The following is a 23,567-nucleotide window of genomic DNA, read 5'->3' as shown; positions in this document are numbered from 1 at the left end:
CAGCGTGTTAAGACCGTAACGGTGGGTTGAAGTCGTGTGCGTCGACCCCAGGGTGGATCTTGACCGGATCGCCTTCACCGTTTCTGTCGGTGGGTCGAGGCACGATGGTGGCGTGGTGGAGAAATTCTCCGGGGGTGACCCGGTCGAGGCGTTCGGTGAGCCCGCACGCGCCTGGTTCCGTTCCGCGTTCGCCGAGGCGACCGCGGCGCAACTCGGCGCCTGGTCGGCGATCGGCAAGGGCGACGACGTGCTGGTGGTCGCCCCGACGGGCTCCGGCAAGACGCTTGCCGCCTTCCTGTCCGCGCTCGACCGGCTGAGCCGGGAGCCACTGCCGGAGGACGCATCCCGCCGTTGCCGGGTGCTGTACGTCAGTCCACTCAAAGCGCTCGCTGCCGACGTCGAACGCAACCTCCGTGCGCCGCTGGCGGGTATCCGGCAGGCGGCCCAGCGGCTCGGCCACCAGGAGCCCGACGTCACGGTCGCGATGCGTACCGGTGACACCCCGGCCGTCGACCGGCGGGCGTTCACCCGGGCGCCGTCCGACATCCTGATCACCACGCCCGAGTCCCTGTTCCTCCTGCTCACCTCGCAGGCGCGCGAGGCGCTGAAGGGCGTCGAGACCGTCATTCTCGACGAGGTGCACGCGGTCTGTGGCACGAAGCGCGGCGCGCACCTGGCGCTCTGTTTGGAACGGCTCGACGAGTTGCTGGAGCGGCCGGCGCAGCGGGTCGGGCTCTCGGCCACCGTGCGGCCGGTGGAAGAGGTCGCCCGGTACCTGGGGGGCGCCCGTCCGGTCACGGTCGTGCAGCCGCCGTCGTCGAAGCAGGTGGAGCTCACCGTCGAGGTGCCGGTCGAGGACATGTCGCAGCTCGGCGAGCCCTCCGGTGAGGTGGAAGGGAACGCGCTGGGTGCGCCCCGGCGGAACTCGATCTGGCCGGCGGTCGAGGAGCGGGTGCTGGATCTGGTCGGTAGTCACCGGTCGACGATCGTGTTCGCGAACTCCCGGCGGCTCGCCGAGCGTCTCTGTGCGCACCTCAACGAGCTCGCGGAGGAGCGCACCGAGGAGGCCGCCGGCCTCGCAGCCGCGTCCGCTGGGCCGGGCGGCCCGGGCGGGCGCGGCGCGGGCGGCCCCGGCGCCGACGGAGGTTCGGCCGATGTCTTCGGGCCGGCCGCCGGCGGGCGGGGCGGGCGGATGCCGGCGGAGGTGATGGCTCAGGCCGGGGGTGCGGCGGGGGCGCCGCCCGTCGTGGCGCGGGCGCATCACGGGTCGGTGTCGCGTGAGGAGCGGCGGGACATCGAGGAGGACCTCAAGGCCGGGCGGCTGCCCGCGGTGGTCGCCACGTCCAGCCTCGAGCTCGGCATCGACATGGGCGCTGTCGACCTCGTGGTACAGGTGGAGGCGCCGCCGTCCGTGGCGTCGGGGCTGCAGCGCATCGGCCGCGCCGGGCACCAGGTGGGCGCCGCGTCCCGCGGTGTCGTCTTCCCCAAGCATCGGGGCGACTTGGTCTCCTGCGCGGTGGTCGCGGAACGGATGGCCGCCGGCCGCATCGAGGCCATGCGCTACCCCCGCAACCCGCTCGACGTCCTGGCGCAGCAGGTCGTCGCGATGGTGTCGATGGAGCCGTGGGCGGTCGACGACCTGGCCGCGGTGCTGCGCCGCGCCGCCCCCTACGCCGAACTGCCCGACTCCGCGCTGGAGTCCGTGCTCGACATGCTGGCCGGCCGCTACCCGTCCGACGACTTCGCCGAGTTGCGCCCCAGGCTGGTGTGGGACCGGGTCACCGGTGTGCTCACGGCCAGGCCGGGCGCGCACCGGCTGGTCGTCACCAGCGGCGGCACGATCCCCGACCGGGGGTTGTTCGGCGTCTTCCTCGTCGGCACGCCCGGGGAGACCGGCCGGCGGGTCGGTGAGCTCGACGAGGAGATGGTCTACGAGTCCCGGGTCGGCGACGTGTTCCTGCTCGGCTCGACGTCCTGGCGCATCGAGGAGATCACCCACGACCGGGTACTGGTGACGCCGGCGCCGGGTCAGCCCGCCCGGATGCCGTTCTGGAAGGGCGACACCGCCGGGCGCCCGGTGGAGCTGGGCCGCGCGATCGGCGGGTTCCTCCGCGAGCTGTCCGGCCTCGACGCCGAGGCCGCGGCAGCCCGCGCCGCGGCGGCCGGGCTCGACCAGTGGGCCACCACCAACCTGCTCGCGTACCTGGAGGAACAGCGCCAGGCCACGGGCCGCCTCCCCGACGACCGGACGATCCTCGTCGAGCGGTTCCGCGACGAACTCGGCGACTGGCGCGTGGTCGTGCACTCGCTGTTCGGCACGCCGGTCAACGGACCGTGGGCGCTGGCGATCGCCGCCCGGCTCCGCGAGCGCACCGGCCTGGACGTGCAGGCCCTGCACTCCGACGACGGCATCGTGCTGCGGCTGCCCGACGTCACCGGCGAACTGGCCACCCCGACGGCCGACCTCGCGCTGTTCGAGCCCGAGGAGATCGAACCGCTGGTCACCGACGAGGTCGGCGGCTCGGCCCTCTTCGCCGCCCGGTTCCGTGAGTGCGCGGCCCGAGCGCTGCTGCTCCCCCGCCGGAACCCCGGGCGGCGGACGCCGCTCTGGCAGCAGCGCCAGCGCGCGGCCCAACTGCTCGGTGTGGCGTCGGAGTTCGGGTCGTTCCCGATCGTGCTGGAGACGATGCGCGAGTGCCTGCAGGACGTGTTCGACGTCCCCGGGCTGATCGGCCTCGCGAAGGACCTGCAGTCCCGCACGCTGCGCGTGGTCGAGGTGGAGACGCCGGCGCCCTCGCCGTTCGCCCGCTCGCTGCTGTTCGGGTACGTCGGCGCGTTCCTGTACGAGGGCGACGCACCGCTGGCCGAGCGTCGCGCCCAGGCGCTGGCGTTGGACTCGTCGCTGCTGTCCGAGCTGCTCGGCCGGGCGGAGCTGCGTGAGCTGCTCGATCCGGCCGTGATCGCCGAGACCGAGCTCCAACTGCAGCGGCTCACCGAGGAACGCCGGGCGCACGACGTCGACTCCACGGCCGATCTGCTGCGGGTGCTGGGTGGTCTGAGCACCGCCGAGGCAGCGGAGCGGGGGTCCACCGCGGAGTGGCTCGCCGAGCTGGAGACCACGCGGCGCGCGATCCGGGTGCGGATCGCCGGTGAGGAGCGGTGGCTGGCGATCGAGGACTCGGGGCGGGTGCGTGACGCGCTCGGCGTCGCGTTGCCCGTCGGGGTGCCGGAGGCGTTCACCGAACCGGTGCGCGATCCACTGGGCGACCTGGTGAGCCGGTACGCCCGCACGCACGGCCCGTTCCGCGCCGCCGAGTGCGCCGAGCGGTTCGGGCTCGGCGTCGCGGTCGTGCACGGCGCGCTGCAGCGGCTCGCCGCGAGCCGCCGGGTCACGTCCGGCGAGTTCCGGCCGGACGGGGCGGGCACCGAGTGGTGTGACGCCGAGGTGCTGCGGACGCTGCGGCGGCGCTCGTTGGCCGCGCTGCGCAAGGAGGTCGAGCCGGTCGGCCCGGCCGCCTATGCGACGTTCCTCGCCCGGTGGCAGCAGATCACCGCAGCTCAGCCGATCAGCGGGCGAAAGCTCCGCACCGGCGCTGCGGACTCGCTGCTGCGCGCGGTGGAGCAGCTGCAGGGGCTGGCGATCCCCGCGTCGGCGCTGGAGCAGCTCGTGCTGTCGTCGCGGGTGCCCGGCTACTCCCCGGCGTTGCTCGACGAGTTGTGCACGGCCGGTGAGGTGGTGTGGAGCGGCGCCGGGTCGCTTCCCGGTGACGACGGGTGGGTGACGCTCGCGTACGCGGACGCTGCGCCGCTGTTGTTGCCGCCCGCGGCGGAGTGGAGCACGACGCCGGTGCACGACGCGGTACTCGAGGCGCTCGACGGGGGTCGTGCACTGTTCTTCCGAGCACTGTCGGACGCTGTGGGGGCGTCAGTGGGCACCACCGACGACGCGGATCTGGCGGCCGCGGTGTGGGATCTCGTGTGGGCCGGGGTCGTCACGAACGACACGTTGGCGCCGCTGCGTGCGCTGCAGAGCGGAGGCCGTACGCGGCACCCGGTGCGCCGGGGTGCGCCCCCGGCGCGGTTCCGGCGGCTCGGTCGGGGCGGGTTGAGCGGCCTGAGCAGCGCGGCCCCGGGGGTGCCCCGGCCGGCGATGCCCAGCCGGGGCGGGCCGCCGACGATGGCCGGGCGTTGGTCGCTGGTGGGTGAGCGGGAGCTCGATCCGACGCGTCGGACGCACGCGGCCGCCGAGGTGATGCTCGACCGGTACGGCGTGGTCGTGCGCGGAACGGTCGGGCCGGAGCGGCTCCCCGGGGGTTTCGGGGGGCTGTACCGGGTGCTGGGCGCGGCGGAAGACACCGGGCGGGTGCGGCGCGGGTACTTCGTCGAAGGGCTCGGTGGGGCGCAGTTCGCGGAGCCGGGGGCGGTGGAGCGGCTGCGGGCCGTGGCCTCGGAGTTGGAGGCCGACGACCATCGGCCGCAGGCCGTGGTGTTGGCCGCCACCGATCCGGCGAACCCGTACGGCGCGGCGTTGCCGTGGCCGGGGCGCAGTGCCGACGGCGAGTCCGCCGCCGGTGACCCGCTCGGCGGGGCCGAGCCCACCGGCACCTGGGCCGCCCTGGCGGGCGGCACCCCCGGCACCGGCGTGCGCGGCAACGCGGCCACCGTCGGCGCCGCTGCCAGCGCCTCGGGCACGGGTTCCGGCGGTGCCGGCGCACGCGGCGGCGCGGGTGCGGGCTCCTCGGGGGCCGAGAAGGGGTCGGGGCGGGGGCGCGCGCGGGGACACCAGGCCGGTCGGAAGTCCGGCGCGGTCGTGGTGCTCGTCGACGGCGCGCTGACGCTCTACGTCGAACGGGGCGGCAAGACACTGCTCTCCTACCGCGACGACCCCGACACGCTCGCGCTCGCCGCCGGAGCACTCGCCGAAGCCGTCCAGGCAGGCCGGCTCGGCGGCCTCACCGTCGAACGCGCCGACGGCACCGCCGTCGGCAGCAGCCCTCTCGCCGACGCCCTGGAAGCCGCCGGCTTCCGAGCCACCCCCCGAGGCCTCCGGCTACGCGGCTAGCGCCGCCAGGCGCACCCGAGATCTCCACAGTTTCTCCACGAGCTCTGACGGAAGTGAGCACCGGGGGCTCCTACAGTCAGCGGCATGAGCGAGCGCCGAGTTCTCGTGGTCGAGGACGAGCAGACGATCGCCGAGTCGATCGCGACCCGGCTGCGGGCCGAGGGATTCGAGGTCGAGCTCGCGGGCGACGGACCCTCCGCGGTGGCGGCGTTCGTCGCCCGCCCGCACGACCTGGTCGTGCTCGACATCATGCTGCCGGGCTTCGACGGGCTCGAGGTCTGCCGCCGGCTGCAGGCCGAGCGCGCGGTGCCGGTGCTGATGCTCACCGCGCGGGACGCCGAGACGGACCTCCTCGTCGGGCTCGCCGTCGGCGCCGACGACTACCTGACCAAGCCGTTCAGCATGCGCGAACTCGTCGCCCGCACCCACGCGCTGCTCCGCCGCGTCGACCGCGCCACCGAGCTGGCGAGCGCCCCGCCGCCGGAGGAGAAGAGCCTGACGCTCGACGACGTCGAGATCAGTCTCACCGAGCGTCGCGTCCGGGTGACCGGCGAAGAGGTCCACCTCACGCGCACCGAGTTCGACCTGCTGGTCTGCCTGATGTCCCGGCCCCGCGCGGTGCTGCCCCGGGAGCGGCTGCTCAGCGCTGTCTGGGGCTGGACGGACAGCGCGGGCAGCCGCACCGTCGACAGCCACATCAAAGCCCTGCGACGCAAGCTCGGCGGCGATCGGATCCGCACCGTGCACGGCGTCGGCTACGCCTGGGAAACCGCGCGATGAGGCGGATCTGGAATGCCGTGGCGGGCCGCCTCCGGCAGCTCCCCCAGCCGCTCGGCCGGATCCGCTCGATCAAGCTGAAGCTGGCGATCCTGCTCGTCGGATCGGGCGGGATCGGGTTCGCGTACTTCTCGCTGGTGCTCGGCTTCTTCCCGTTCTGGACGATGGCCACGGCGCTGACCGTCGCGCTGGTCACGTCGCAACTGCTCGCGCACGGCACCACGCAGCCGATCCGGGCGATGACCGCGGCCGCGCGGACGATGAGCCGCGGCGACTACAGCCAGCGGGTCCCGGCCACGTCCCGCGACGAGGTCGGTGAGCTCGCCCGCGCGTTCAACCGCATGGCCGCGGACCTGGAAGCCGCGGACCGCCAGCGCCGAGAGCTGATCGCGAACGTCTCCCACGAGCTCCGGACACCGATCACCGCGCTGCAGGCGGTGCTGGAGAACATCGTTGACGGACTCGCCGAACCGGACCCGGCGACGCTGGGCACCGCGCTCGCCCAGACCGAGCGCCTGACCCGGCTGGTCACCGAACTCCTCGACCTGTCCCGCCTGGACGCCGGAGTGGCGCCGCTGCGCCGCAGCCCGGTGAAGCTCGAACCGTTCCTGACCGCCGCAGTCGACGCTGCGACCGTCGGCAGCGACCGGGTGACGATCGAGGTCGACGTGCTCCCGGCGGGGCTCGAGATCAGCGCCGACGAAGCGCGGCTGCACCAGGTCGTGGCGAACCTGCTGGACAACGCGGCCCGGCACAGCCCGCCGGGCGGCCGGGTCCTGGTACGCGCCAGGGGCCTTCCCGCGCTGGGAACAGAGTCCGCGCTGGGAACAGAGCCCGCGCTGGGAACAGAGTCCGGGCTGGGAACACAGTCCGGGCCGGGACCGGAATCCGGCACCGGCCTGCTGCTCGAAGTGACCGACGAGGGGCCCGGCATTCCACCGGAGGAGCGCACCCGGGTCTTCGACCGGTTCAGCCGGGGTTCGACGCCCGCCATCGCGCGTGACGGCGGCACCGGCCTGGGGTTGGCGATCGCCCGGTGGGCGGTCGAGTTGCACGACGGCACGATCTCCGTCGCCGACACCGGTCCGGGCTGCCGAATCCAGGTCACCCTGCCCGCCTGAGAGTCCCCGCCAGAGCAACGACAGCTCGGTCCGCCATGCCCGAAACACCCCCACCGAGGGAGCCCCGTGCCCGAAACCGAGTCACCCGACAAACCGGCCGAACTCACGAAAGCACCGCCCCCCGAACTCTGGCCGGGCACCCACCCCGTACCGCCGCTGTGGTCCGACCGGATCTGGCCGGTGTCCACGGCACCCGCCCCCCTCACCGTCCTGATCGGGGCGGCGGCCACGGGAATCCTCGGCGCCCTCGTCCTGGTCGCCGACGAGATCGGTCTCGGCCTGGGGCTCCTGGCACTCGCCGTCCTGGTCACCGCACTGGCGAACAATGCGACAACCCCGCTCCAAGTCGGGTTCGCCGCGCTTTCCGTCGCGCTCTTCGGCGTCGCGACCTTCCGCTCCGCCCCCTGGCTCATCGCCCTCTGCATCCTCGCCGGCGCCCTCACCGCGCTGCTCGCGATCACCGCCGGCCGAACCTGGACCGGCCTCCTGCTCGGCACGTTCGCCCCGCTCGGCGCGGTCAGCCGCGCCGCGCGCTGGACCGGCCGCGGCATCGCCCCGCGCACGAAGGGCGCACCCGTCGGCCGTGTCCTCGTCGTCGGCACGGTGTCGGTGCTCCTGCTCGTCGTCTTCGGCGGTCTGTTCGCCGGCGCCGACCCGGTCTTCGCCGACCTCCTCGGCGGCCTCGTTCCCGAGGTCCCACCAGCCCTCGCGATCGTCCGCACGATCGTCGGGGTCCTCGTCACGGCCGGTGTACTCGTCGCAGCCTGCCTCGCCCATCAGAAACCCGACTTCGACGCGATCATCCCCGCCCGAGGCACGGGCCGCTCCCGCCTCGAGTGGGCGATTCCCCTCGGAGCGCTCAACACGCTGTTCGCGTGCTTCGTCGTCGTCCAGCTCGTGGTTCTGGCCGACGGGAACCAGCACGTGCTGCGCACCTCCGGCCTCACCTACGCCGAGTACGCCCGGCAGGGCTTCTGGCAGCTGCTCGCGGTCACCGCGCTGACGCTGCTCGTCGTGGCCGTCGTCGTCCGCGTCGCCCGGCGCGAGACCCGCGCGGACCGGACCACACTGCGGGTGCTCCTCGGCGCGCTGTGCGTACTGGCCGTGCTGGTGGTGGCGTCGGCGCTGCGCCGGATGTGGATCTACGAGGACGCCTACGGTTTCACCCGGCTCCGCGTGCTGGTCCAGGCCGTCGAACTGTGGTTGGGAGCGGTGTTCGTGCTGGTCGGGTTCGCCGGGATCCGGCTGCGCGGACGCTGGCTGCCGCGCGCGGTCATCGCGACCGGCGCGCTGACGCTGCTCGCGCTCGCCACCGTGAACCCCGACGGGTTCATCGCCGAGCGGAACGTCGCCCGCTACGCCGAGACCGGCCGGATCGACGTCGCGTCGCTGGCGGACCTGTCACCGGATGCGGTCCCCGCGCTCGACCGGCTCCCCGCGCCGCAGCGGGCCTGCGCGCTCCAGCTCATGGAATACCAGCTCAACGGCGACGAGGCCTGGTACACCGCGAACGTCGGCCGAGTCCGGGCCCGGGCAATCCTGCAGGCCCACCCGGTAAAGAACTGCTAGCAACCCGTCGGGAACGAGGTGAGCGGGGTCGTCGCGATGAAGACGGCCTCGTTGCCCTCGACCGGGTCCTTCACCGGCGTCTCCGGGAGCGCGAGCGCACCCTGCAGGTACTTGGGGCAGTCGGCGTTGAACACCGCGCGCTCCCCCGCGCCGGGCCGGGCGCCCTGGTCCTCGTCCGCGAAGCCCTTGGACGGGAACCACTCGTAGCTCTCGACGGTGTGCAGCACGACGAGCCGGACGCCCGCGCCCTTCGACCCGCCGGGCAGCGGCCCGGCCAACGGATAGATCCAGACGACGTCCGCCCGCACGACCAACTGCTCCAACGAGCCGGTGGTCACGGTGAGCGACCCGACCGCACGGATCGGCTTGGCCAGCGTGTACCCGGCGCCGAGGTTCGTCACGTAGCCGAGCGTGTCCTTGCCGCTGACGATCTCCTTCTTCACCTGCGAGCGGACGTTCGGCGCCAGAGCGTCGACATAGGTACTTGAATCGCCGCCGAGGACCTTCGGGTCGGTACGGGCCGAAAGGAGCACGGTCTTGGTTTTTTCCAGCACGGCACCGACGTCCTTGGAGGACCATTTGCCGGTTTTTGTGGCATCCGGAAGCTTGATGCCCTGTTCGGCCGGTGTGTAGTTGAGTGCAGGGGTGCCGTCGAACGGGTCGTTCGGGTTCAGCGACGGGGTCGTGGGCACCGGCGACTCGACAGCCAGCTCCGGGTCGGCCGCGGTGCCGTTCATCGTGCTGAACAGCGACTTGGCCGCGAGCAGCGCGGCCGGGACCAGTAGGAGGATCACGACCAGCGTCCCGATCAGCTTGCGGCGTGGACGCCGCCGGACCGCGACGACGCGATCCTGACCGTGACGTGCCTCGGTGACCGCGGAGCGGCGGTACCGGTATCCGGGCTGGGTCGGCATCGAACGTCGGTCTCCCTCTCGTCGTATGCGCATCCATACTGCCCTGCCTACGTCCGAAACGTGCAGCCGCCCGGGACGGCTCAACCGTTCAGTGGAAGGCACGATAGGGACATGCCCGAGGGAGACGTGGTGTTCCGTACCGCAGCCCGGCTGGACGCCGCGCTGGCCGGGAAGAAGATCGTCACGTCCGATCTGCGAACCCCGCGGCTGGCGCTGGTGGATTTGTCCGGCCGCACGGTCACCGGGTGCGTGCCGCGCGGGAAGCACCTGATGCTGCGGCTCAGCGACGGGCTCACGCTGCACAGCCATCTGAAGATGGACGGCAACTGGTGGATCTACCGGCCGCGGGAACGCTGGCGGTCGCCGGGCCACCAGGTGCGTGTCGTGCTCACCACCGACGACGTCGTCGCGGTCGGCGCGCGGCTGCACGACCTCGAGGTGGTGCGCACCGACGAGGAGTCGTCGCTGGTCGGCCACCTGGGCCCCGACCTGCTCGGCCCGGACTGGGACGCCGACGAAGCCGTGCGGCGCCTGCTCGCCACACCCGAGCGACCGATCGGCCTGGCGCTGCTCGATCAGCGCAACCTGGCGGGAATCGGCAACCTGTACCGGGCCGAGGTGCTGTTCCTGCGCGGTGTGCACCCCTCGGTGCCGACCGGCGAGGTCACCGACCTGCACGGCCTCGTGAAGACGGCCCAGCGGCTGCTGTACGCGAACCGCTCGCGCGTGGAGCAGTCGACGACCGGCTCGCTGATCCGCGGCCAGGAGCGTTACGTCTACGGCCGCCGCAACCGGCCGTGCCTACGGTGCGGCACCCGAATCACGGCCGAACCGCTCGGCTCCGGCGCCGAGGGCACCGATGCCGAGCGGACCGTCTTCTACTGCAAACACTGCCAACCGCTCTAATGCTGGACGCCACGCCGCGCGCGACGAGCAGTGGTGTTGAGCGGCAACGTGCCGAAATCGACGTCCTCCACACCCCGCTCCCGGTTCGTGTCGTGGACCGTGTTGAGCCCGTAGGAGAGGCCGGCGAGCCGGTCGGCGGCCTCGGTGAGCCGCATGCTCACGCTGTTCTCGCCACCGCGGGACACCGCGGCGACGCACTCGGCCGTCGCCGTCGTCAGCGCCTCGTACGCGTCGACGCCCTCGACGAAGCGCGCCACCAGCTCGTCGCGCGCCACCGTCAACGACGGACGCGCCTCGGGCGCGGCCGACGCGAGCGTCTTCTCCACCAGCCCGAGCCGGTTGCCCAGGTCGCGGAGCGCGACGTGGGCCGACTCGGCCTCGGCGGGTAGCTGGCCGCGGTAGGGCCCGAGCCGATCGAGCATCTGCGGCAGCACCCGCGCGGCGTTGTTCAGACGCTGCGCGGCGTCGTAGCCGGGCGAAGTGACCGGCAGCACGACGCGGTGCGGGTGGTCGATCAGCGCACCGAACCGCGGCCCGAGCAGCGGCGCCAGCCGCTGCCCGATCGTCAGGTCCCGCCGCGGCTCCGGTTCGGGCACCGGCGCGGCCGCGAGTTCCCGATGGTCGCGACGGCGCAGAACGGCCATCGCGGTGGCGCCACCGGCCGCGCCCGCCCACAGGATGTCGGGCAGACCCAGCCCCGCGTAGGGCACCGCGACGATCGCGCTCCCGCCGATCGTCGCGGCCCACACACCCCAGGCCCGTGCCTTGTTCCGAGCTTTGCGCAGTGCGCGCAGGTGTCGTTCCCGGGCGTCCGGGCCCCGCGTCCCCATCATCACGTCAGCTCACGATCACGCCGGCGGCCGGCTCGACGAGGCGTCGGTTTCCCGCCGCAGCTCGGCCAGGCGCTGCTCCGCCAGCGGCAGCGAGCCGTTCGACGAGGCCGGAGCCGAGTCCACTGCCGGCTGCTGCTGACCGGAGCCGAGCTGGCCACCGGCCATGCTGGCGCGGATCTGGTCCAGCCGGGACGCGCCGGCCATGTCGAGCGCGGACTTCTGCACCTCGAGCATGCGGCCCTCCACCGAGTTCTGGGCGAGCTCGGAGCGGCCCATCGCGGTGGCGTAGCGGGCTTCGATCTTCTCGCGCACCTCGTCCAGGCTGGGCACGTTGCCCGACGCGGTGAGCTGCGACATGCCCTGCAGCGAGTCGGCCACGCGCTCCTGCATCTTGGCCTGCTCGAGCTGGTTGAGCAGCTGCGCCCGCTCGGCGAGCCGCTGCTGCAGCAGCATCGCGTTGCTGTCGACGGCCTGCTTGGCCTGCTGTGCGGCCGACAACGCCTGGTCGTGCAGCGTCTTGAGATCTTCGAGCGCCTGCTCGCCGGCCACCAGCTGAGTGGCGAACGCCGTAGCGGTCTGCTCGTACTGGGTGGCCTGCTGCTCGTTGCCCTCGGCACGGGCCTTGTCGGCGAGCACCAGCGCCTGGCGCGCGGAGCCCTGCAGCTTCTCCACCTGCGTCATCTGGCGGGACAGCTTCAGTTCGAGCTGACGCTGGTTGCCGATCACGTTCGCGGCCTGCTCGACGAGCGCACGGTGCTGGTTCTTCGCGTCGTCAATGGCCTGCTCGATCTGAACCTTCGGGTCGGCGTGCGCGTCGACCGTGGCGCCCAATGACGCCATGAAGTACTTCCAGGCCTTGATGATCGGGTTGGCCATCGGATCCCTCAACTCCCCTGTGGCGCGTGCGACCAAAGCGGGGCCGGCCGCGGCTGCCAGTCGTGCTCGACCCTCGAAGTGCGTTTCCCCTATCGTCTCAGGCCTTCGCACCATCGTCACCTGCTCGAGGCCAGGCTCAGGGGAACCTCAGGGTGGAGCTCAGGGTCAGACCGTAGCCAGAACCCGCAGCGGGAGGACGGCAGCGAGCAGACGCGCGGACCCCTCGGCGTCGTCGGCGTCCGGGGCGGCGAGATGGCTGGCCAGCCAACGAACGACCAGATCGGCCCCGCGGGGGTCACGGCCGCAGGCGGCCAGCAACTCGGCGGCACCCGCCAGGGCAGCCCGCCGTCCCGCGGCGTGCATCGGGGCCCCTACCAGGGCCGCGAGGGCCGCCGGATCATCGTCGGCAACCCGACGCAACGCCGGATGCGTGTCGAGGCGGATGGCGGCGATCGCCAGCGCGTCCTCGAGTTCGACGCCGCGGCACTCGTCGGCGATGAGCGTGATCTCGGCCTCGACGAGGGCGGCGAACACCTCGTCCTTGTTACGGAAGTGGTTGTAGAGCGTTCCCTTGGCGATGCCGGCGGCCTGCGCGATGTCGGTCATCGACGTCCGGCGCGTGCCGCGTTCGGCGATCAGCCGGACGGCAGCGTCGAGCAGCGACGCCCGGGTGCGCCCCATGGCATTGCCGGCGCGTACCCGGGTTCCACGTGTGCGTTCGACGTCGCTCCAGTCCAGCGGGAGCTCCCCGGTGTCCCGGGTCACGCTGCCGCGACCACCCGGTGGCGGCCGCGCGTGTCCAGGTCGAGGTGGACTTCGAGCCGGCTCGGGCCGTTGGTACCGACGCCGACGACCTCCAGCTCGGCGCCGTCGCCGCCGACGGCGTTGAGCACCGCCGTGCTCGCACTCGCGGCGGGCGTGGTCTCGGCGACCTCGAGCGTGTCGCTCACGTCGCGCAGCACTTCCGAGAGCGGGACGCCGAGCGCCTCGCAGATCGACGAAAGCAGCTCGGAGGAGGCCTCCTTCTGACCGCGTTCGACCTCGGACAGGTAACCGAGGCTGACTTTCGCGGCCGAGGACACCTCACGAAGAGTGCGTCGCTGGGCGAGCCGCTGCGATCGCAGCGTGTCGCCGAGGATCCGGCGCAGCAGGACCATCAGGCACCCCTCTCGCACAGCTGCCAGGGATCAGGCATGGAGTCACCGTACTCCGGGCTCGCAGCCGGAGGCACGGTGACGGGCCGTCGAGAGGCCGAGGTTTGCCCAGGGCGTAACCGCTGGCCGTTCATCGCCGGGTCGGGTAGCCGTCGGATTTCGTCTGCTTCAAGCATCGGAGTACGTAACGTCCCAGGGTCTCCCGGGCTTCCCGCGCGCTCAGAGGCGGGACGCGAGCAGGCCGATGGCCTCGGTGACGGTCGCGGCGCGGATCGCGGCGCGGTCACCGTCGAGGTGCAGCGCCCGGGTGACGACCCCGTCCGGGCCCGCGACGCCCACGAACACGGTGCCGGCGGGCTTCCCGTCCTGCGGGTCGGGGCCGGCGACGCCGGTGGTGCCGATCCCCCAGTCGGCGCCGCAGCGCTGCCGGGTGCCGTCGGCGAGCGCGGCCGCGACCTCGGCGGCGACCGGGCCGAGCCGGTCGAGCAGATCGGCGTCGACGCCCACGAGCGCGGCCTTCAGCTCGGTGGCGTACGCGACGATGCCGCCGCGGAACACCCGGGACGCCCCGGGCACGTCAACGAGGTGGGCGGCGAGCAGGCCGCCGGTGAGCGACTCCGCCGTCGCGAGCGTCTCGCCCCGCTCCCGCAGCGCCGCGAGCACCCCCGCAGCTGTCGCCTCGGTCACCGCGGACCGCCGGCGGCGCTCTGCCCGCCGTTCGCGGCCGGCCCTTCCGCGCGGTCGCCGCCGCCGCCGTCGACGACGCCGCCGGAAGCGCGTGCGCGGCCCTCGCGGCGCAGGCGCAGGGCGCGGACCACGTAGTCCGCTCCTGTCACGACGGTCGCGAGCACCGCCGCTCCCATCACGACGGTGCCGACGTGGTCCAGCGGGTCCGGGATCGGGCAGAGGTACCAGATGATCGCGATGACCTGGAGCAGCGTCTTGAGCTTCCCGCCCCGGCTGGCCGCGATCACGCCGTGCCGGATCACCCAGAACCGCAGGGCCGTGACGCCGAGCTCGCGAACGATGATCACGGCAGTGACCCACCACGGCAGCAGGTCGTACGCCGACAGCCCGATCAGCGCTGCGCCGGTGAGCGCCTTGTCCGCGATCGGGTCGGCGACCGCGCCGAACGGCGTCACCAGGTCGTGGGCGCGGGCGATCCGGCCGTCCCAGTAGTCGGTGATCGACGCGATCACGAACAGCGTGGCCGAGGTCCACAGCCACCCGGCGTGCGTGCCGCCCGACACGATCAGCGCGGCGACGAACACCGGAACGAGCACGATCCGGAGTGCGGTGAGGAAGTTCGCCGCGTTCAGCAGCGGCGCCTGCTTCTTCGGAACGTCCTGCGACTCAGCGCCGGCCGCCACGCCGCTCATCCGCCAGAGCCGACGGGCACTGGAGCCCGCTCGAGGAGCGAAGGGTCGACGCCGACCCGGTCGACGACGCCCAGCACCTCGGCGTCCAGATCGACACCGAGGCTGCCGGTGACCCGGGCACGGACCAGATCGCCGACGGCGAGGCGGCCGAGCACCGGACAGTCGCCGCGCAGCGTCACCGAACCGTCGACCTCGGGCGCCTGGTGTTCCCCCCGGCCCTCGGCCGTGCCGTCGTCCGACACCGACTCCACCAGCACCTCGACGATCGTGCCGTGGCGCTCCTCGGCGCGTTGCGCGGTGAGCTCCTCGGCGAGCCGGGAGATGCGGTCGTAGCGGCGGTCGACCGTGTCGCGGCGCACCTTGCCGGGAAGCGTCGCGGCCTCGGTGCCGTCCTCGTCGGAGTAGCCGAACACGCCGATCGCGTCGAGCCGCGCCGCGGTCAGGAACCGGGCGAGCTCGGCGACGTCGGCCTTGGTCTCACCGGGGAAGCCGACGATGAAGTTGGAACGCACGCCGGCCTCGGGCGCGAGCTCGCGGGCGGCCGCCAGCAGCTCCAGGAACCGCTCGGTGGAGCCGAAGCGACGCATCCGGCGCAGCACCGGCTCGCTGGAGTGCTGGAACGACAGGTCGAAGTAGGGCACGACACCGGGCGTCTCGGCGATGACCTTGATCAGCGATGGCCGGGTCTCGGCCGGCTGCAGGTAGGAGACGCGGACGCGGACGATGCCGGGCACGGCGGCCAGCTCCGGCAGGAGGGCCTCCAGCAGGCGGGGGTCGCCGAGGTCCTTGCCGTACGACGAGGAGTTCTCGCTGACCAGGACGACCTCGCGGACGCCCTGCGACGCCAGCCACCGCGCTTCCTCGACGATCTCGGTGGGCCGTCGGGAGACGAACGCGCCGCGGAAGGACGGGATCGCGCAGAACGCGCACCGTCGGTCGCAGCCGCTGGCCAGCTTCAAGGGAGCGACCGGGCCGCCTTCGAGCCGCCGCCGCAGCACCCGCGGCCCACTCGCCGGCGCCCCCTGGAGCTCCCCCGCGCCGGAATCGCCCGGCGCGCCGGGATCGGCCGCCGCGCCTGCGCGGCCCGGTGCACCCGGCCCGGGCGCCACGACGGCGGCGTGGCCGGGGATGGCGACCGGAGCGGCAGCGCGGTCCACCGGGCTGATCGGCAGCAGCTTCCGCCGGTCGCGCGGCGTGTGAGCGGTGAGCTCCTCACCCGCGAGCACCCGGTTGAGCCGGTCGGAGATCGACGTGTAGTCGTCGAAGCCCAGGACGGCGTCGGCTTCGGGCAGCGCGGTGGCCAGCTCGTTGCCGTAGCGCTCGGCCATGCAGCCGGCCGCGACGACCTTCGCACCGCTGTCGGACGCGGCGAGCAGCGTGTCGACCGAATCCTTCTTGGCCTGCTCGACGAACCCACACGTGTTCACGAGGACCACGTCGGCGTTCGAGGAGTCGTCGACCAGTTCCCAGCCGTCACCGGCCAGGCGGCCGGCGAGCTCTTCGGAGTCGACCTCGTTGCGCGCGCAGCCCAGCGTGACGAGAGCGACACGTCGGTCGCCGGCATTCCGAGGCATGCGGCGAGCCTACCGGCCGATGATGGGTTCTCCCGCCGGACCGTGACCCCGCAGGCGACGCCGTATGGAACCGATCGGGGCGAATGTGACAGATTCCACCGGAAGAATTCACGTAAACCGGGCCAGGTCTGCATACACGTCGCCGCCTGACGCTCGTACGGCTTACAGTGTGTGGAGTAAGTCCACGCACTCAGTGAGGTGCGCACATGGACCATGACGTCACGACGACCCCGGTGACGCAGGTGACAGCGGCGATGGATGCGTTTCGCACGGAGCTGACGAGGCGACGTGTCGATGCCGGATTATCCAAGAAGGCATTGGCGCGACGGATGTCTTTCGATCCGTCCTACGTCAGCCACATCGAGAGTGGGCGCCACCGCCCCACGGAGGACTTCGCACGCCGTGCGGACGACGTCCTCGGGCTCGGTGGCCGGCTCTGGGCCCTGTGGCGGGAGTACGACCGCACCCGGCAGAACGCGGCCGCCGGTGCCGCGGTGCCGGTTTCGGTCACCGCCGACCCGTCGTCCGACCTGGTGGTCGAGCGGGAAGAAGCCTCGATGCGCTTCGACGGCCAGAACTACGTGATGACGATCCGCCGCTACCTGCACAACGTGGGCAGCAAGCCGGTGACGCTCTACTGGATCAAGATCACCAGCGACGACCGGTCCGAGACGCCGCTCACCTGGGACATGATCAACCTGCAGGCGACCTGCAACGGTGAGCCGATGGACCACCGGGTGACGAACGACCAGCCGTTCGCCAAGCAGGTGTGGCTGCAGTTCCGCCACGGCGACTACGAGTTCCCCCTCTACCCCGGTGCGCGCACCTGGATCGAGTACTCGTACACGGTGGCGGAGGACATCTGGGGCCACTGGTTCCAGCGCGCGATCCGGCTGCCCACCCGCTACCTGTCGGTCCGCCTCACGTTCCCCGCCGACCTGGAGCCACGGGTGTGGGGCACCGAGACCTCGATGACCGCGGACGGATCCCCACTGGGGGTCACGCCGCAGGTGACGTCCACCCCCGACGGTGAGGTCGAGTGGTTCTGGGAGGTCCCGCAGCCGCAGCTCAACGCGCGGTATCGGCTGCTGTGGCAGTTCCAGAACGGTCCGGGCGCGGGTCTGCGCGTCGGACGCGCGACCGACCGGGCCGAGCGGTCGGAGCACAGTGAGCGCTCCGACCATTCCAGATCCGGCGCACGCCGCTCAGCCCTGAATCGTCGACGGCCTGCCGTGCTGCAGTGAGCGCAGGAGGTCGAGGTCGACCTCCGCGATCCCTCCGACGGTGACGCAGTCGCTGGTCACCGGTGTCACGCCGACGACGCGGCAGCCGGCGGCCAGCGCGCTCGCCACGCCGATCGCGGAGTCCTCGACCACCGCGCACTCGGCGGGGTCGACGCCCAGCGCGGCCGCCGCGCTCAGGTAGGGCTCCGGGCTGGGCTTCGGCGCTGCCACGTCGTCGCCGCACACGATGACGTCGAAGCGGTGACGGTCGGTCTCGGCCAGGGCCGCGTTCACGTGCTCGCGGCCCGAGGAGGTCACCAGCCCGGTACCGAGGCCGGCGGCCCGCACGGCGCTGACCAGGTCGCGGGCTCCGTCGAACCACGGTGGCCGGGTCTCGTCGAACAGGTCGAGCACCCGGTCGTGCAGCCACTGGAGGTCACGTTCGAGAAGTTGGTCTCCGGACAGGCCCAGAGCCTCGTGGGCGATCGCGATCGCCTCGACAGTGGCCAATCCAACAATCTGGACGAAGAAGTCTGCCGACAGCTGGCCGCCGTGTGCGGCCGCCAGCTCGGTCAGGGCCCGATCCCACACCGCGTCGCTCGCTACGAGAGTGCCGTCCATATCGAACAGCACCACCCGTAATGCGACGTCGTCCTGTGGGCTTTCCTCACTTCCCGGCAAGTGCGACACACCTAAGCGTGATTCGCAACCCCGGCCTGCCGCAATCGGTCAGGGGCCGCATCGGCGTGAGAATGGATGAGAATCACCCTTCGGTGAGGCGGCAGCGCGAGGAGGCCTCGAACCGCTAATCTGCCCATCCGTGCCATCACGAGCCCCTCGCGTCACATTGACCACAGTGACCACCCCCTTCAGCGGCCGCCTGCGCTGCGGGTCCAGTACGGACATGCGCACGCTGGACATCACGCAGGACAGCGTCGAATCCTCGCTCCGGCTCCCTTCGACGGACTTCGGGCTCCCCGCCGAGGCAGCCGAGGCGCGACGGACGATCGCCAAGCTCCGCCAGCGGGCCGCTCAGGTCCGCGAAATCCACACTTTCCGGACGGGAATGGGCCTCGCGGCTCCCCAGATCGGGATCCACCGTCGCGCCGCGATCATCTACCTGGCCGAGCAGGACGACGTGATCACGCTTCTCAACCCCCGGATTCAAGAACAGTCGACGGCTGTCGAGACCCGGTTCGAGGGATGCCTGAGCTTCTTCGACGTCCGCGGACAGGTCGCGCGGCCGGTGCACCTGCTGATCGCCCACCAGCGCCTGGACGGCACGCAGGTCACCTCGGCGTTCGAGGGGAGCGTCGCCCGACTGGTGGCGCACGAGATCGACCACCTGAACGGCGTCCTCTACACCCAGCGCATGGCCGCCGGAGATCGGCCGATTCCGGTCGAGCACTACCGGCGCACCGCCTACGAGGTCACGACCGCCGACGCGTCCGGCAGCAGGGGCACGACGCCCGGCAGCGTCGGGTCGAGCAGGTAGGTGCCCAGCACCACCCGGTCCCAGCGGGTCAGCGGCACGCCGGCCCGCTCGGCCAGCCCGACGACGTACCGCCAGCCGGTCGCGCGACCGTCCCGGACGTCCTCCAGGCACCGACGGAGCCGGGCGTGTTCCGGCTCGTCGCCCAGGCGCGCGACGAGCCGGGCGACGGTGCCGGCCAGCGTCAGGTCCAGCGGCTCGTGCTCGCTCTCCAGCGTCCGCGCGAGTCGCCGGGCGACGTCTTCCGCGTCGGTGCCGGCGGCCATCGCCCGGAACACCACCGCGCGCTCGGCCTCGGTGCAGCAGATGCCGATTTCGCGGACGAGGTCGGCCGGCTCGTCAGCGCTGTGGACGAGGTTGAGTTGCTGGTTGAGCGTTCCGAGCGCGAACCGCAGCTGCCCCGGGCGGCAGCGGGTCGGATCGGAGGTGCCCTTGGCCCGGGTCAGCGTCTCCGCGGCCCCCTCGGCCCCGCCGGGCGCTCCGAGCACGAGCAGAAGTGAATCGGTAGCGGTCATGTAGAGGTCGGCCATCTCGCGGCGGTCGCGGGTCGCGGTGTTCCACTGGTACTGCCAGAACGCGCGGATCGCCCACCGGTTCACGTGAACGCGTCCGGCGTGGGCGACCCGCCATCCGCGGGTCGTGAGCCAGTCGATCGCCGGCGTCAACTGACGCCGGACGACGGCGTCGGGCTTGAGCAGCAACAATGCGTGCGTGGCAGCGATGCCGACGGCATCTTTTCCGGCGACGCCCGACAAATCTTCCCAGGCGTCCCGGAAATAGGTGTCAACGGAATAGAGCAACTGTTTACCGGCCGACCGGGCCAGACCAGTACGCATCCGCACGGGAATTGCAGCTGAGTCAAGTTGAATGATTTCCCATTCACTGACCACGCGGGAAAGCTCTGAGCGAGACACCCCATCCTCCCAGAAAGGCGTGTGGTAGTCCAGCGTGAACAGCGTCATCGTCCCAGCACAATGCGGGTTTCCCGGTCGCCACGAGGAGTCGCGGCAGTGCAATGCGTGCATGTATTCGGTCAGCATAAAACTGAGTCGACCGCGGATGACAGGTCACTTGCACCCGACGGTAGCTTAGATCTCGATTAATCATCTACGGATCGGAAAGGTCGAAGGGTGGCCGAGGAAGATATCCCCCCAAGACTCGTCGCGCTGACCACTGTTCGTGGTGTCGGATGTACCGGAGTCACCTTGCGCGCCATTTCCGAACTCGAGGAAATCGCAGACCAAAGGGAACTCGTAACGCAATGCGTGCGCTATTTGCGCCGGGAACTCTCCGGGTATGCGAGCCTCTGGCACCTCGAGCGCGCGCTCGCCGCCGGCGATCCGGCCACCGAACTGCCGCGCTTCGCGGCGCGCCTGGAGTCCGACGCCACGGCGGCCGTCGACACCGCTCACCGACTGCTCGCCGGGCGCGCGGGCGAGTTCGTGACCGCGCCGAGCAGCGGGCTCACCCGTCGCCTGCTGGCGCGACTCGGTTCGGCGTCGGAGCACGGGCGCACCGGTCTCTGCGGAGCCGACGCCCTGGGCCCCGGTGAGATGCTCAACATCGTCGGTACCCACGACCTGGCCGAGCGTCTGCCCACCGTCGTCGTCACCACACCGGACCGGCTCGTGCCCGCCAACGTCTTCGGCACGCTGGGCTCGCCCCTGTTCGAGCGCATCCCGCTTTCGATGTTCGAGGCCGTCGTCGTCGGCAACGAAGTTCTGACGCCCGCCGAGGCCGGCGCGCGCGCGGCCGCGCTCGGAGCGCACCACCCGGCCTGACCGGACAGCGGTCTACTCCGCGGCAGCGCCGCCGCGGAGGACCGTCAGCACCGAGTCCAGCTCGTCGGGCTTCACGAGCACGTCCCGCGCCTTGGAGCCCTCGGACGGACCGACGACCCCGCGCGACTCCATCAGGTCCATCAGGCGCCCGGCCTTCGCGAACCCGACCCGCAGCTTGCGCTGGAGCATCGACGTCGACCCGAACTGCGTCGTCACGACCAGCTCGACCGCCTGGCAGAGCAGGTCCAGGTCGTCGCCGATGTCCTCGTCGATGTCCTTCTTGGCCGCGACCGGCGCCGTGACGTCCTCGCGGAACTCCGGATCGCGCTGCTCCTTGCAGAACTTGACGATCGCCGCGGTCTCGTTCTCGGTGACCCACGCACCCTGGATGCGGATCGGCTTGGACGCACCCATCGGCAGGAACAGGCCGTCACCGCGGCCGACGAGCTTCTCCGCGCCCGGCTGGTCGATGATGACCCGCGAGTCGGCCAGCGACGAGGTGCTGAACGCAAGCCGCGACGGCACGTTGGCCTTGATCAGACCGGTGACGACATCGACCGACGGCCGCTGCGTGGCCAGCACCAGGTGGATACCGGCGGCTCGGGCCAGCTGCGTGATCCGGACGATCGCGTCCTCGACGTCCCGCGGGGCCACCATCATCAGGTCGGCGAGCTCGTCGACGATCACCAGCAGGTACGGGTAGGGCTTGTAGACCCGCTCGCTGCCCGGGGGCGCGACGATCTTGCCGCTCTTCACGCGCTTGTTGAAGTCGTCGATGTGCCGGACGCCGGAGGCCGCCAGGTCCTCGTAGCGCATGTCCATCTCGCGCACGACCCACTGCAGGGCGTCCGCGGCCTTCTTGGCGTTCGTGATGATCGGCGTGACCAGGTGCGGGATGCCCTCGTAGAGCGTCAGCTCCACGCGCTTCGGGTCGATCAGCACCAGCCGCACCTCGTCCGGCGTCGACCGGGTGAGGATCGACACCAGCAGCGTGTTGATGCAGCTGGACTTACCGGCTCCGGTGGCGCCCGCCACCAGGATGTGTGGCATCTTCGCGAGGTTCGCGACGACGTAACCGCCCTCGATGTCCTTGCCCAGGCCCACCAGCATCGGGTGCTCGTCGCTGGTGGCGGCGTGGCTGCGCAGGACGTCGCCGAGCGACACGGTCTCCCGGTCGGTGTTCGGGATCTCGACGCCGACCGCCGACTTTCCCGGGATCGGGCTGATGATCCGGACGTCCGGCGACTTCACGGCGTAGGCGATGTTCCGGGAGAGCTGCGTGATGCGCTCCACCTTCACCGCGGGGCCGAGCTCGATCTCGTAGCGCGTCACCGTCGGGCCCCGGGTGAAGCCGGTGACGGCAGCGTCCACGTCGAACTGTTCGAACACGCCGGTCAGCGCCGAGATCACGGTGTCGTTCGCGCGGCTGCGGGTCTTGGCCGGCGGGCCGGCCGCGAGCAGGTCGGGCGGAGGCAGGCGGTAGTCGCCCTCGGTCGCGGTGAGCGCGAGCTGTTCGGAGCGCGTCGGCGCCGGGGTGTGTTCAGGGGCGGGCTTGGGCGGTGTGGCGGGGATGTCCGACGGCTTCGGACGCCGCTCCCCCGGCCGCGGGCCGGGCACTCCACCCGCTGCGGGCACACTGTCCGGACCGGACCGCCGGATGGCGCCGGTCTCCTCCGGGTCGCCCACCGGACCGGTGTCGGGCGTGAGCCCGTCGGCCGTGCGGCGACGACGCCGGGGCTTCGGCGGCGCGATTGCGTCTTCCACTACCTCCAGGCCAGCCTCGTCGTACTCGACGTCGGGCTCGATCGTCGGAACGCGGCCCTGGGTGAGGCCCCAGAGCTGGTCGAGACGGGCCGGAATGGCGGCGATCGGCGTCGCGGTGACGACCAGGACGCCGAAGATGACGACGAGGACCAGGATCGGGATCGCGACCCACGCGGTGACGGCGGCGACCAGCGGCCCGGCCGCGAACCGGCCGATCACCCCGCCGGCGTGCGTCCAGGTGTCGGGGTCGGCGGCGTCACCGGCTCCGAGGTGGAACAGGCCGAGTAAACCGATCGTCAGCGCGGACCATCCGACGAGCATCCGTCCACGGTGCTCGGGGTCGGCCGGCGTTCGCATCATGCGGACGGCCGCGGCTCCGAACAGGAGCGGCAGCGCGACGGCCGCCGATCCGACGAGCCAGCGGACCGCGACGCGGATGCCTTCACCCGTGGGGCCGCCCGCGTTGAACCACAGCGCGGCGGCCGCGATGATCGCGAACGCGAGGACGGCGAGTCCCGCGCCGTCGCGCCGGTGCTCCGGGGGAAGGTCGCGCGCGGACGATGCCTGCCGTCCGGCGGCGCGAACTCCCCCGCCGACGCCCCGCGCGACCATGAGCCAGGCGCTGACAAAGGCCTGACCGGGGCCGGGGACGCGGGACGGCGCTTTCGCGCGCGCGGCCGGCCGCTTGCCCGCTGTCGCCTTGCCGGTGGCCTTCCGGGGCGCGGCCTTGGCCGCGGTGGTCTTCCGCGCGGTCGTCTTGCGCGGGGCAGCCTTCTTCGCGGGTCCTCTGGAACCAGACACACGCGAACCACCAGCCATGGTGATGACCGTATCGTGCCGACACTCGTCGATTGCGGAAGCGCGCCGTCGTGCGACACGCCGCAACCATACGTGTCGGAACGATTACGGCTTGTCCGGACGTTGTTCACTGGAGAAGGAACGTTCGCCAGGAAAGACCGTGCTAACCGAAAGGCGGCCAGATGGCGTCGATCATGAACCGCATCCGTGCGTTCGCGCGCACCCCGAAGGGCCAGCAGCTGATCGGTCAGGCTCAGCGTGAGCTGAGCAAGCCCTCCAACCAGCAGAAGCTCCGCAAGCTCTCCAGCCGGTTGAAGGGCCGCCGCTACTAGACGCTGCTAGAC

Annotated in this window: 20 protein-coding genes; 9 read left to right on the top strand and 11 right to left on the bottom strand. The window is 71.9% G+C overall.

Annotated features, from left to right (window positions below):
• Positions 1–112 precede the first annotated feature (112 nt).
• The 4 genes from ACGFY5_RS18895 (at position 113) to ACGFY5_RS18880 (ending at position 8,529) form a co-directional block, all read left to right on the top strand.
• Entirely contained in the window at positions 113–5,062 is a 4,950-nt protein-coding gene (locus tag ACGFY5_RS18895; RefSeq protein WP_392721392.1) for an ATP-dependent helicase, read from the top strand.
• Positions 5,063–5,146: 84 nt separating this feature from the next.
• Positions 5,147–5,842, top strand: a complete 696-nt coding sequence (locus ACGFY5_RS18890) for a response regulator transcription factor (RefSeq protein WP_392721390.1) — start codon at positions 5,147–5,149, stop codon at positions 5,840–5,842.
• On the top strand, positions 5,839–6,960 hold the full coding sequence (locus ACGFY5_RS18885; protein ID WP_392721387.1) for an ATP-binding protein: 1,122 nt from the start codon (positions 5,839–5,841) through the stop codon (positions 6,958–6,960). The genes ACGFY5_RS18890 and ACGFY5_RS18885 overlap by 4 nt, the downstream gene beginning before the upstream one ends.
• 66 nt (positions 6,961–7,026) lie before the next feature.
• Positions 7,027–8,529: a DUF4153 domain-containing protein gene (locus ACGFY5_RS18880; RefSeq protein WP_392721385.1), complete on the top strand. Its 1,503-nt coding sequence runs from the start codon at positions 7,027–7,029 to the stop codon at positions 8,527–8,529.
• On the opposite strand, the gene ACGFY5_RS18875 is transcribed toward ACGFY5_RS18880, so the two are convergent.
• Positions 8,526–9,443 (bottom strand): hypothetical protein, encoded by a 918-nt coding sequence (locus tag ACGFY5_RS18875; RefSeq protein ID WP_392721384.1) that lies wholly within the window; start codon positions 9,441–9,443, stop codon positions 8,526–8,528. The genes ACGFY5_RS18880 and ACGFY5_RS18875 overlap by 4 nt on opposite strands.
• A 111-nt stretch (positions 9,444–9,554) precedes the next feature.
• Between ACGFY5_RS18875 and ACGFY5_RS18870 the strand changes: the two genes are divergently transcribed.
• Entirely contained in the window at positions 9,555–10,349 is a 795-nt protein-coding gene (locus ACGFY5_RS18870) for an Fpg/Nei family DNA glycosylase (RefSeq protein WP_392721383.1), read from the top strand.
• On the opposite strand, the gene ACGFY5_RS18865 is transcribed toward ACGFY5_RS18870, so the two are convergent.
• From ACGFY5_RS18865 to rimO, 7 genes are all read right to left on the bottom strand, one after another.
• The gene (locus ACGFY5_RS18865; protein WP_392721382.1) at positions 10,346–11,182 is read right to left on the bottom strand and encodes a hypothetical protein; all 837 of its coding nucleotides are present in this window, start codon (positions 11,180–11,182) and stop codon (positions 10,346–10,348) included. The two genes, ACGFY5_RS18870 and ACGFY5_RS18865, sit on opposite strands and share 4 nt — an antisense overlap.
• 15 nt (positions 11,183–11,197) lie before the next feature.
• A complete protein-coding gene (locus ACGFY5_RS18860; RefSeq protein ID WP_392721381.1) occupies positions 11,198–12,058 on the bottom strand; it encodes a PspA/IM30 family protein in 861 nt (286 codons plus the stop codon).
• 165 nt (positions 12,059–12,223) lie between these two features.
• Complete coding sequence (locus ACGFY5_RS18855) at positions 12,224–12,823, bottom strand: helix-turn-helix domain-containing protein (protein ID WP_392721379.1); 600 nt, start codon at positions 12,821–12,823, stop codon at positions 12,224–12,226.
• Entirely contained in the window at positions 12,820–13,215 is a 396-nt protein-coding gene (locus ACGFY5_RS18850) for a helix-turn-helix domain-containing protein (RefSeq protein WP_392721377.1), read from the bottom strand. The genes ACGFY5_RS18855 and ACGFY5_RS18850 overlap by 4 nt, the downstream gene beginning before the upstream one ends.
• A gap of 216 nt (positions 13,216–13,431) precedes the next feature.
• On the bottom strand, positions 13,432–13,899 hold the full coding sequence (locus ACGFY5_RS18845; protein ID WP_392721374.1) for a CinA family protein: 468 nt from the start codon (positions 13,897–13,899) through the stop codon (positions 13,432–13,434).
• On the bottom strand, positions 13,896–14,582 hold the full coding sequence (gene pgsA / locus ACGFY5_RS18840; RefSeq protein ID WP_392722531.1) for a CDP-diacylglycerol--glycerol-3-phosphate 3-phosphatidyltransferase: 687 nt from the start codon (positions 14,580–14,582) through the stop codon (positions 13,896–13,898). Before pgsA ends, ACGFY5_RS18845 begins: the two co-directional genes overlap by 4 nt.
• A gap of 5 nt (positions 14,583–14,587) precedes the next feature.
• Entirely contained in the window at positions 14,588–16,165 is a 1,578-nt protein-coding gene (gene rimO / locus ACGFY5_RS18835) for a 30S ribosomal protein S12 methylthiotransferase RimO (RefSeq protein WP_392721373.1), read from the bottom strand.
• Between the two features lie 206 nt (positions 16,166–16,371).
• Here rimO and ACGFY5_RS18830 point away from each other — a divergent pair, with 206 nt between their 5' ends.
• Entirely contained in the window at positions 16,372–17,409 is a 1,038-nt protein-coding gene (locus ACGFY5_RS18830) for a helix-turn-helix domain-containing protein (protein WP_392721372.1), read from the top strand.
• Here ACGFY5_RS18830 and ACGFY5_RS18825 read toward each other — a convergent pair.
• Positions 17,371–18,021 (bottom strand): HAD family hydrolase, encoded by a 651-nt coding sequence (locus ACGFY5_RS18825; RefSeq protein WP_392722530.1) that lies wholly within the window; start codon positions 18,019–18,021, stop codon positions 17,371–17,373. The genes ACGFY5_RS18830 and ACGFY5_RS18825 overlap by 39 nt on opposite strands.
• A gap of 223 nt (positions 18,022–18,244) precedes the next feature.
• Here ACGFY5_RS18825 and ACGFY5_RS18820 point away from each other — a divergent pair, with 223 nt between their 5' ends.
• Complete coding sequence (locus tag ACGFY5_RS18820; RefSeq protein ID WP_392721370.1) at positions 18,245–18,883, top strand: peptide deformylase; 639 nt, start codon at positions 18,245–18,247, stop codon at positions 18,881–18,883.
• On the opposite strand, the gene ACGFY5_RS18815 is transcribed toward ACGFY5_RS18820, so the two are convergent.
• On the bottom strand, positions 18,811–19,680 hold the full coding sequence (locus tag ACGFY5_RS18815; protein WP_392721369.1) for a nucleoside-diphosphate kinase: 870 nt from the start codon (positions 19,678–19,680) through the stop codon (positions 18,811–18,813). The two genes, ACGFY5_RS18820 and ACGFY5_RS18815, sit on opposite strands and share 73 nt — an antisense overlap.
• A 330-nt stretch (positions 19,681–20,010) precedes the next feature.
• Here ACGFY5_RS18815 and ACGFY5_RS18810 point away from each other — a divergent pair, with 330 nt between their 5' ends.
• The gene (locus ACGFY5_RS18810) at positions 20,011–20,661 is read left to right on the top strand and encodes a hypothetical protein (protein ID WP_392721367.1); all 651 of its coding nucleotides are present in this window, start codon (positions 20,011–20,013) and stop codon (positions 20,659–20,661) included.
• A gap of 12 nt (positions 20,662–20,673) precedes the next feature.
• Here the strand turns inward: ACGFY5_RS18810 and ACGFY5_RS18805 are convergent, their stop codons facing one another.
• Positions 20,674–23,244 (bottom strand): DNA translocase FtsK 4TM domain-containing protein, encoded by a 2,571-nt coding sequence (locus ACGFY5_RS18805; RefSeq protein ID WP_392721365.1) that lies wholly within the window; start codon positions 23,242–23,244, stop codon positions 20,674–20,676.
• A gap of 161 nt (positions 23,245–23,405) precedes the next feature.
• On the opposite strand from ACGFY5_RS18805, the gene ACGFY5_RS18800 reads away from it, so the two are divergent.
• Positions 23,406–23,555: a hypothetical protein gene (locus tag ACGFY5_RS18800; RefSeq protein WP_392721364.1), complete on the top strand. Its 150-nt coding sequence runs from the start codon at positions 23,406–23,408 to the stop codon at positions 23,553–23,555.
• The last annotated feature ends 12 nt before the right edge of the window (positions 23,556–23,567 follow it).

The organism is Cryptosporangium sp. NPDC048952 (assembly GCF_043197895.1).
Lineage (GTDB): Bacteria > Actinomycetota > Actinomycetes > Mycobacteriales > Cryptosporangiaceae > Cryptosporangium.
The sequence above is the reverse complement of the archived record's forward strand: the minus strand, read 5'-3'. Positions and strand labels throughout refer to the sequence as shown.

Excerpts from the sequence above, each read along its gene's own strand:
- ACGFY5_RS18850 (WP_392721377.1), bottom strand. The coding sequence starts at position 13,215 with ATGGTCCTGCTGCGCCGGATCCTCGGCGACACGCTGCGATCGCAGCGG.
- ACGFY5_RS18870 (WP_392721383.1), top strand. The coding sequence starts at position 9,555 with ATGCCCGAGGGAGACGTGGTGTTCCGTACCGCAGCCCGGCTGGACGCC.
- rimO (WP_392721373.1), bottom strand. The coding sequence starts at position 16,165 with ATGCCTCGGAATGCCGGCGACCGACGTGTCGCTCTCGTCACGCTGGGC.
- ACGFY5_RS18865 (WP_392721382.1), bottom strand. The coding sequence starts at position 11,182 with ATGATGGGGACGCGGGGCCCGGACGCCCGGGAACGACACCTGCGCGCA.
- ACGFY5_RS18860 (WP_392721381.1), bottom strand. The coding sequence starts at position 12,058 with ATGGCCAACCCGATCATCAAGGCCTGGAAGTACTTCATGGCGTCATTG.
- ACGFY5_RS18890 (WP_392721390.1), top strand. The coding sequence starts at position 5,147 with ATGAGCGAGCGCCGAGTTCTCGTGGTCGAGGACGAGCAGACGATCGCC.
- ACGFY5_RS18885 (WP_392721387.1), top strand. The coding sequence starts at position 5,839 with ATGAGGCGGATCTGGAATGCCGTGGCGGGCCGCCTCCGGCAGCTCCCC.
- ACGFY5_RS18875 (WP_392721384.1), bottom strand. The coding sequence starts at position 9,443 with ATGCCGACCCAGCCCGGATACCGGTACCGCCGCTCCGCGGTCACCGAG.
- ACGFY5_RS18800 (WP_392721364.1), top strand. The coding sequence starts at position 23,406 with ATGGCGTCGATCATGAACCGCATCCGTGCGTTCGCGCGCACCCCGAAG.
- ACGFY5_RS18805 (WP_392721365.1), bottom strand. The coding sequence starts at position 23,244 with ATGGCTGGTGGTTCGCGTGTGTCTGGTTCCAGAGGACCCGCGAAGAAG.
- ACGFY5_RS18830 (WP_392721372.1), top strand. The coding sequence starts at position 16,372 with ATGGACCATGACGTCACGACGACCCCGGTGACGCAGGTGACAGCGGCG.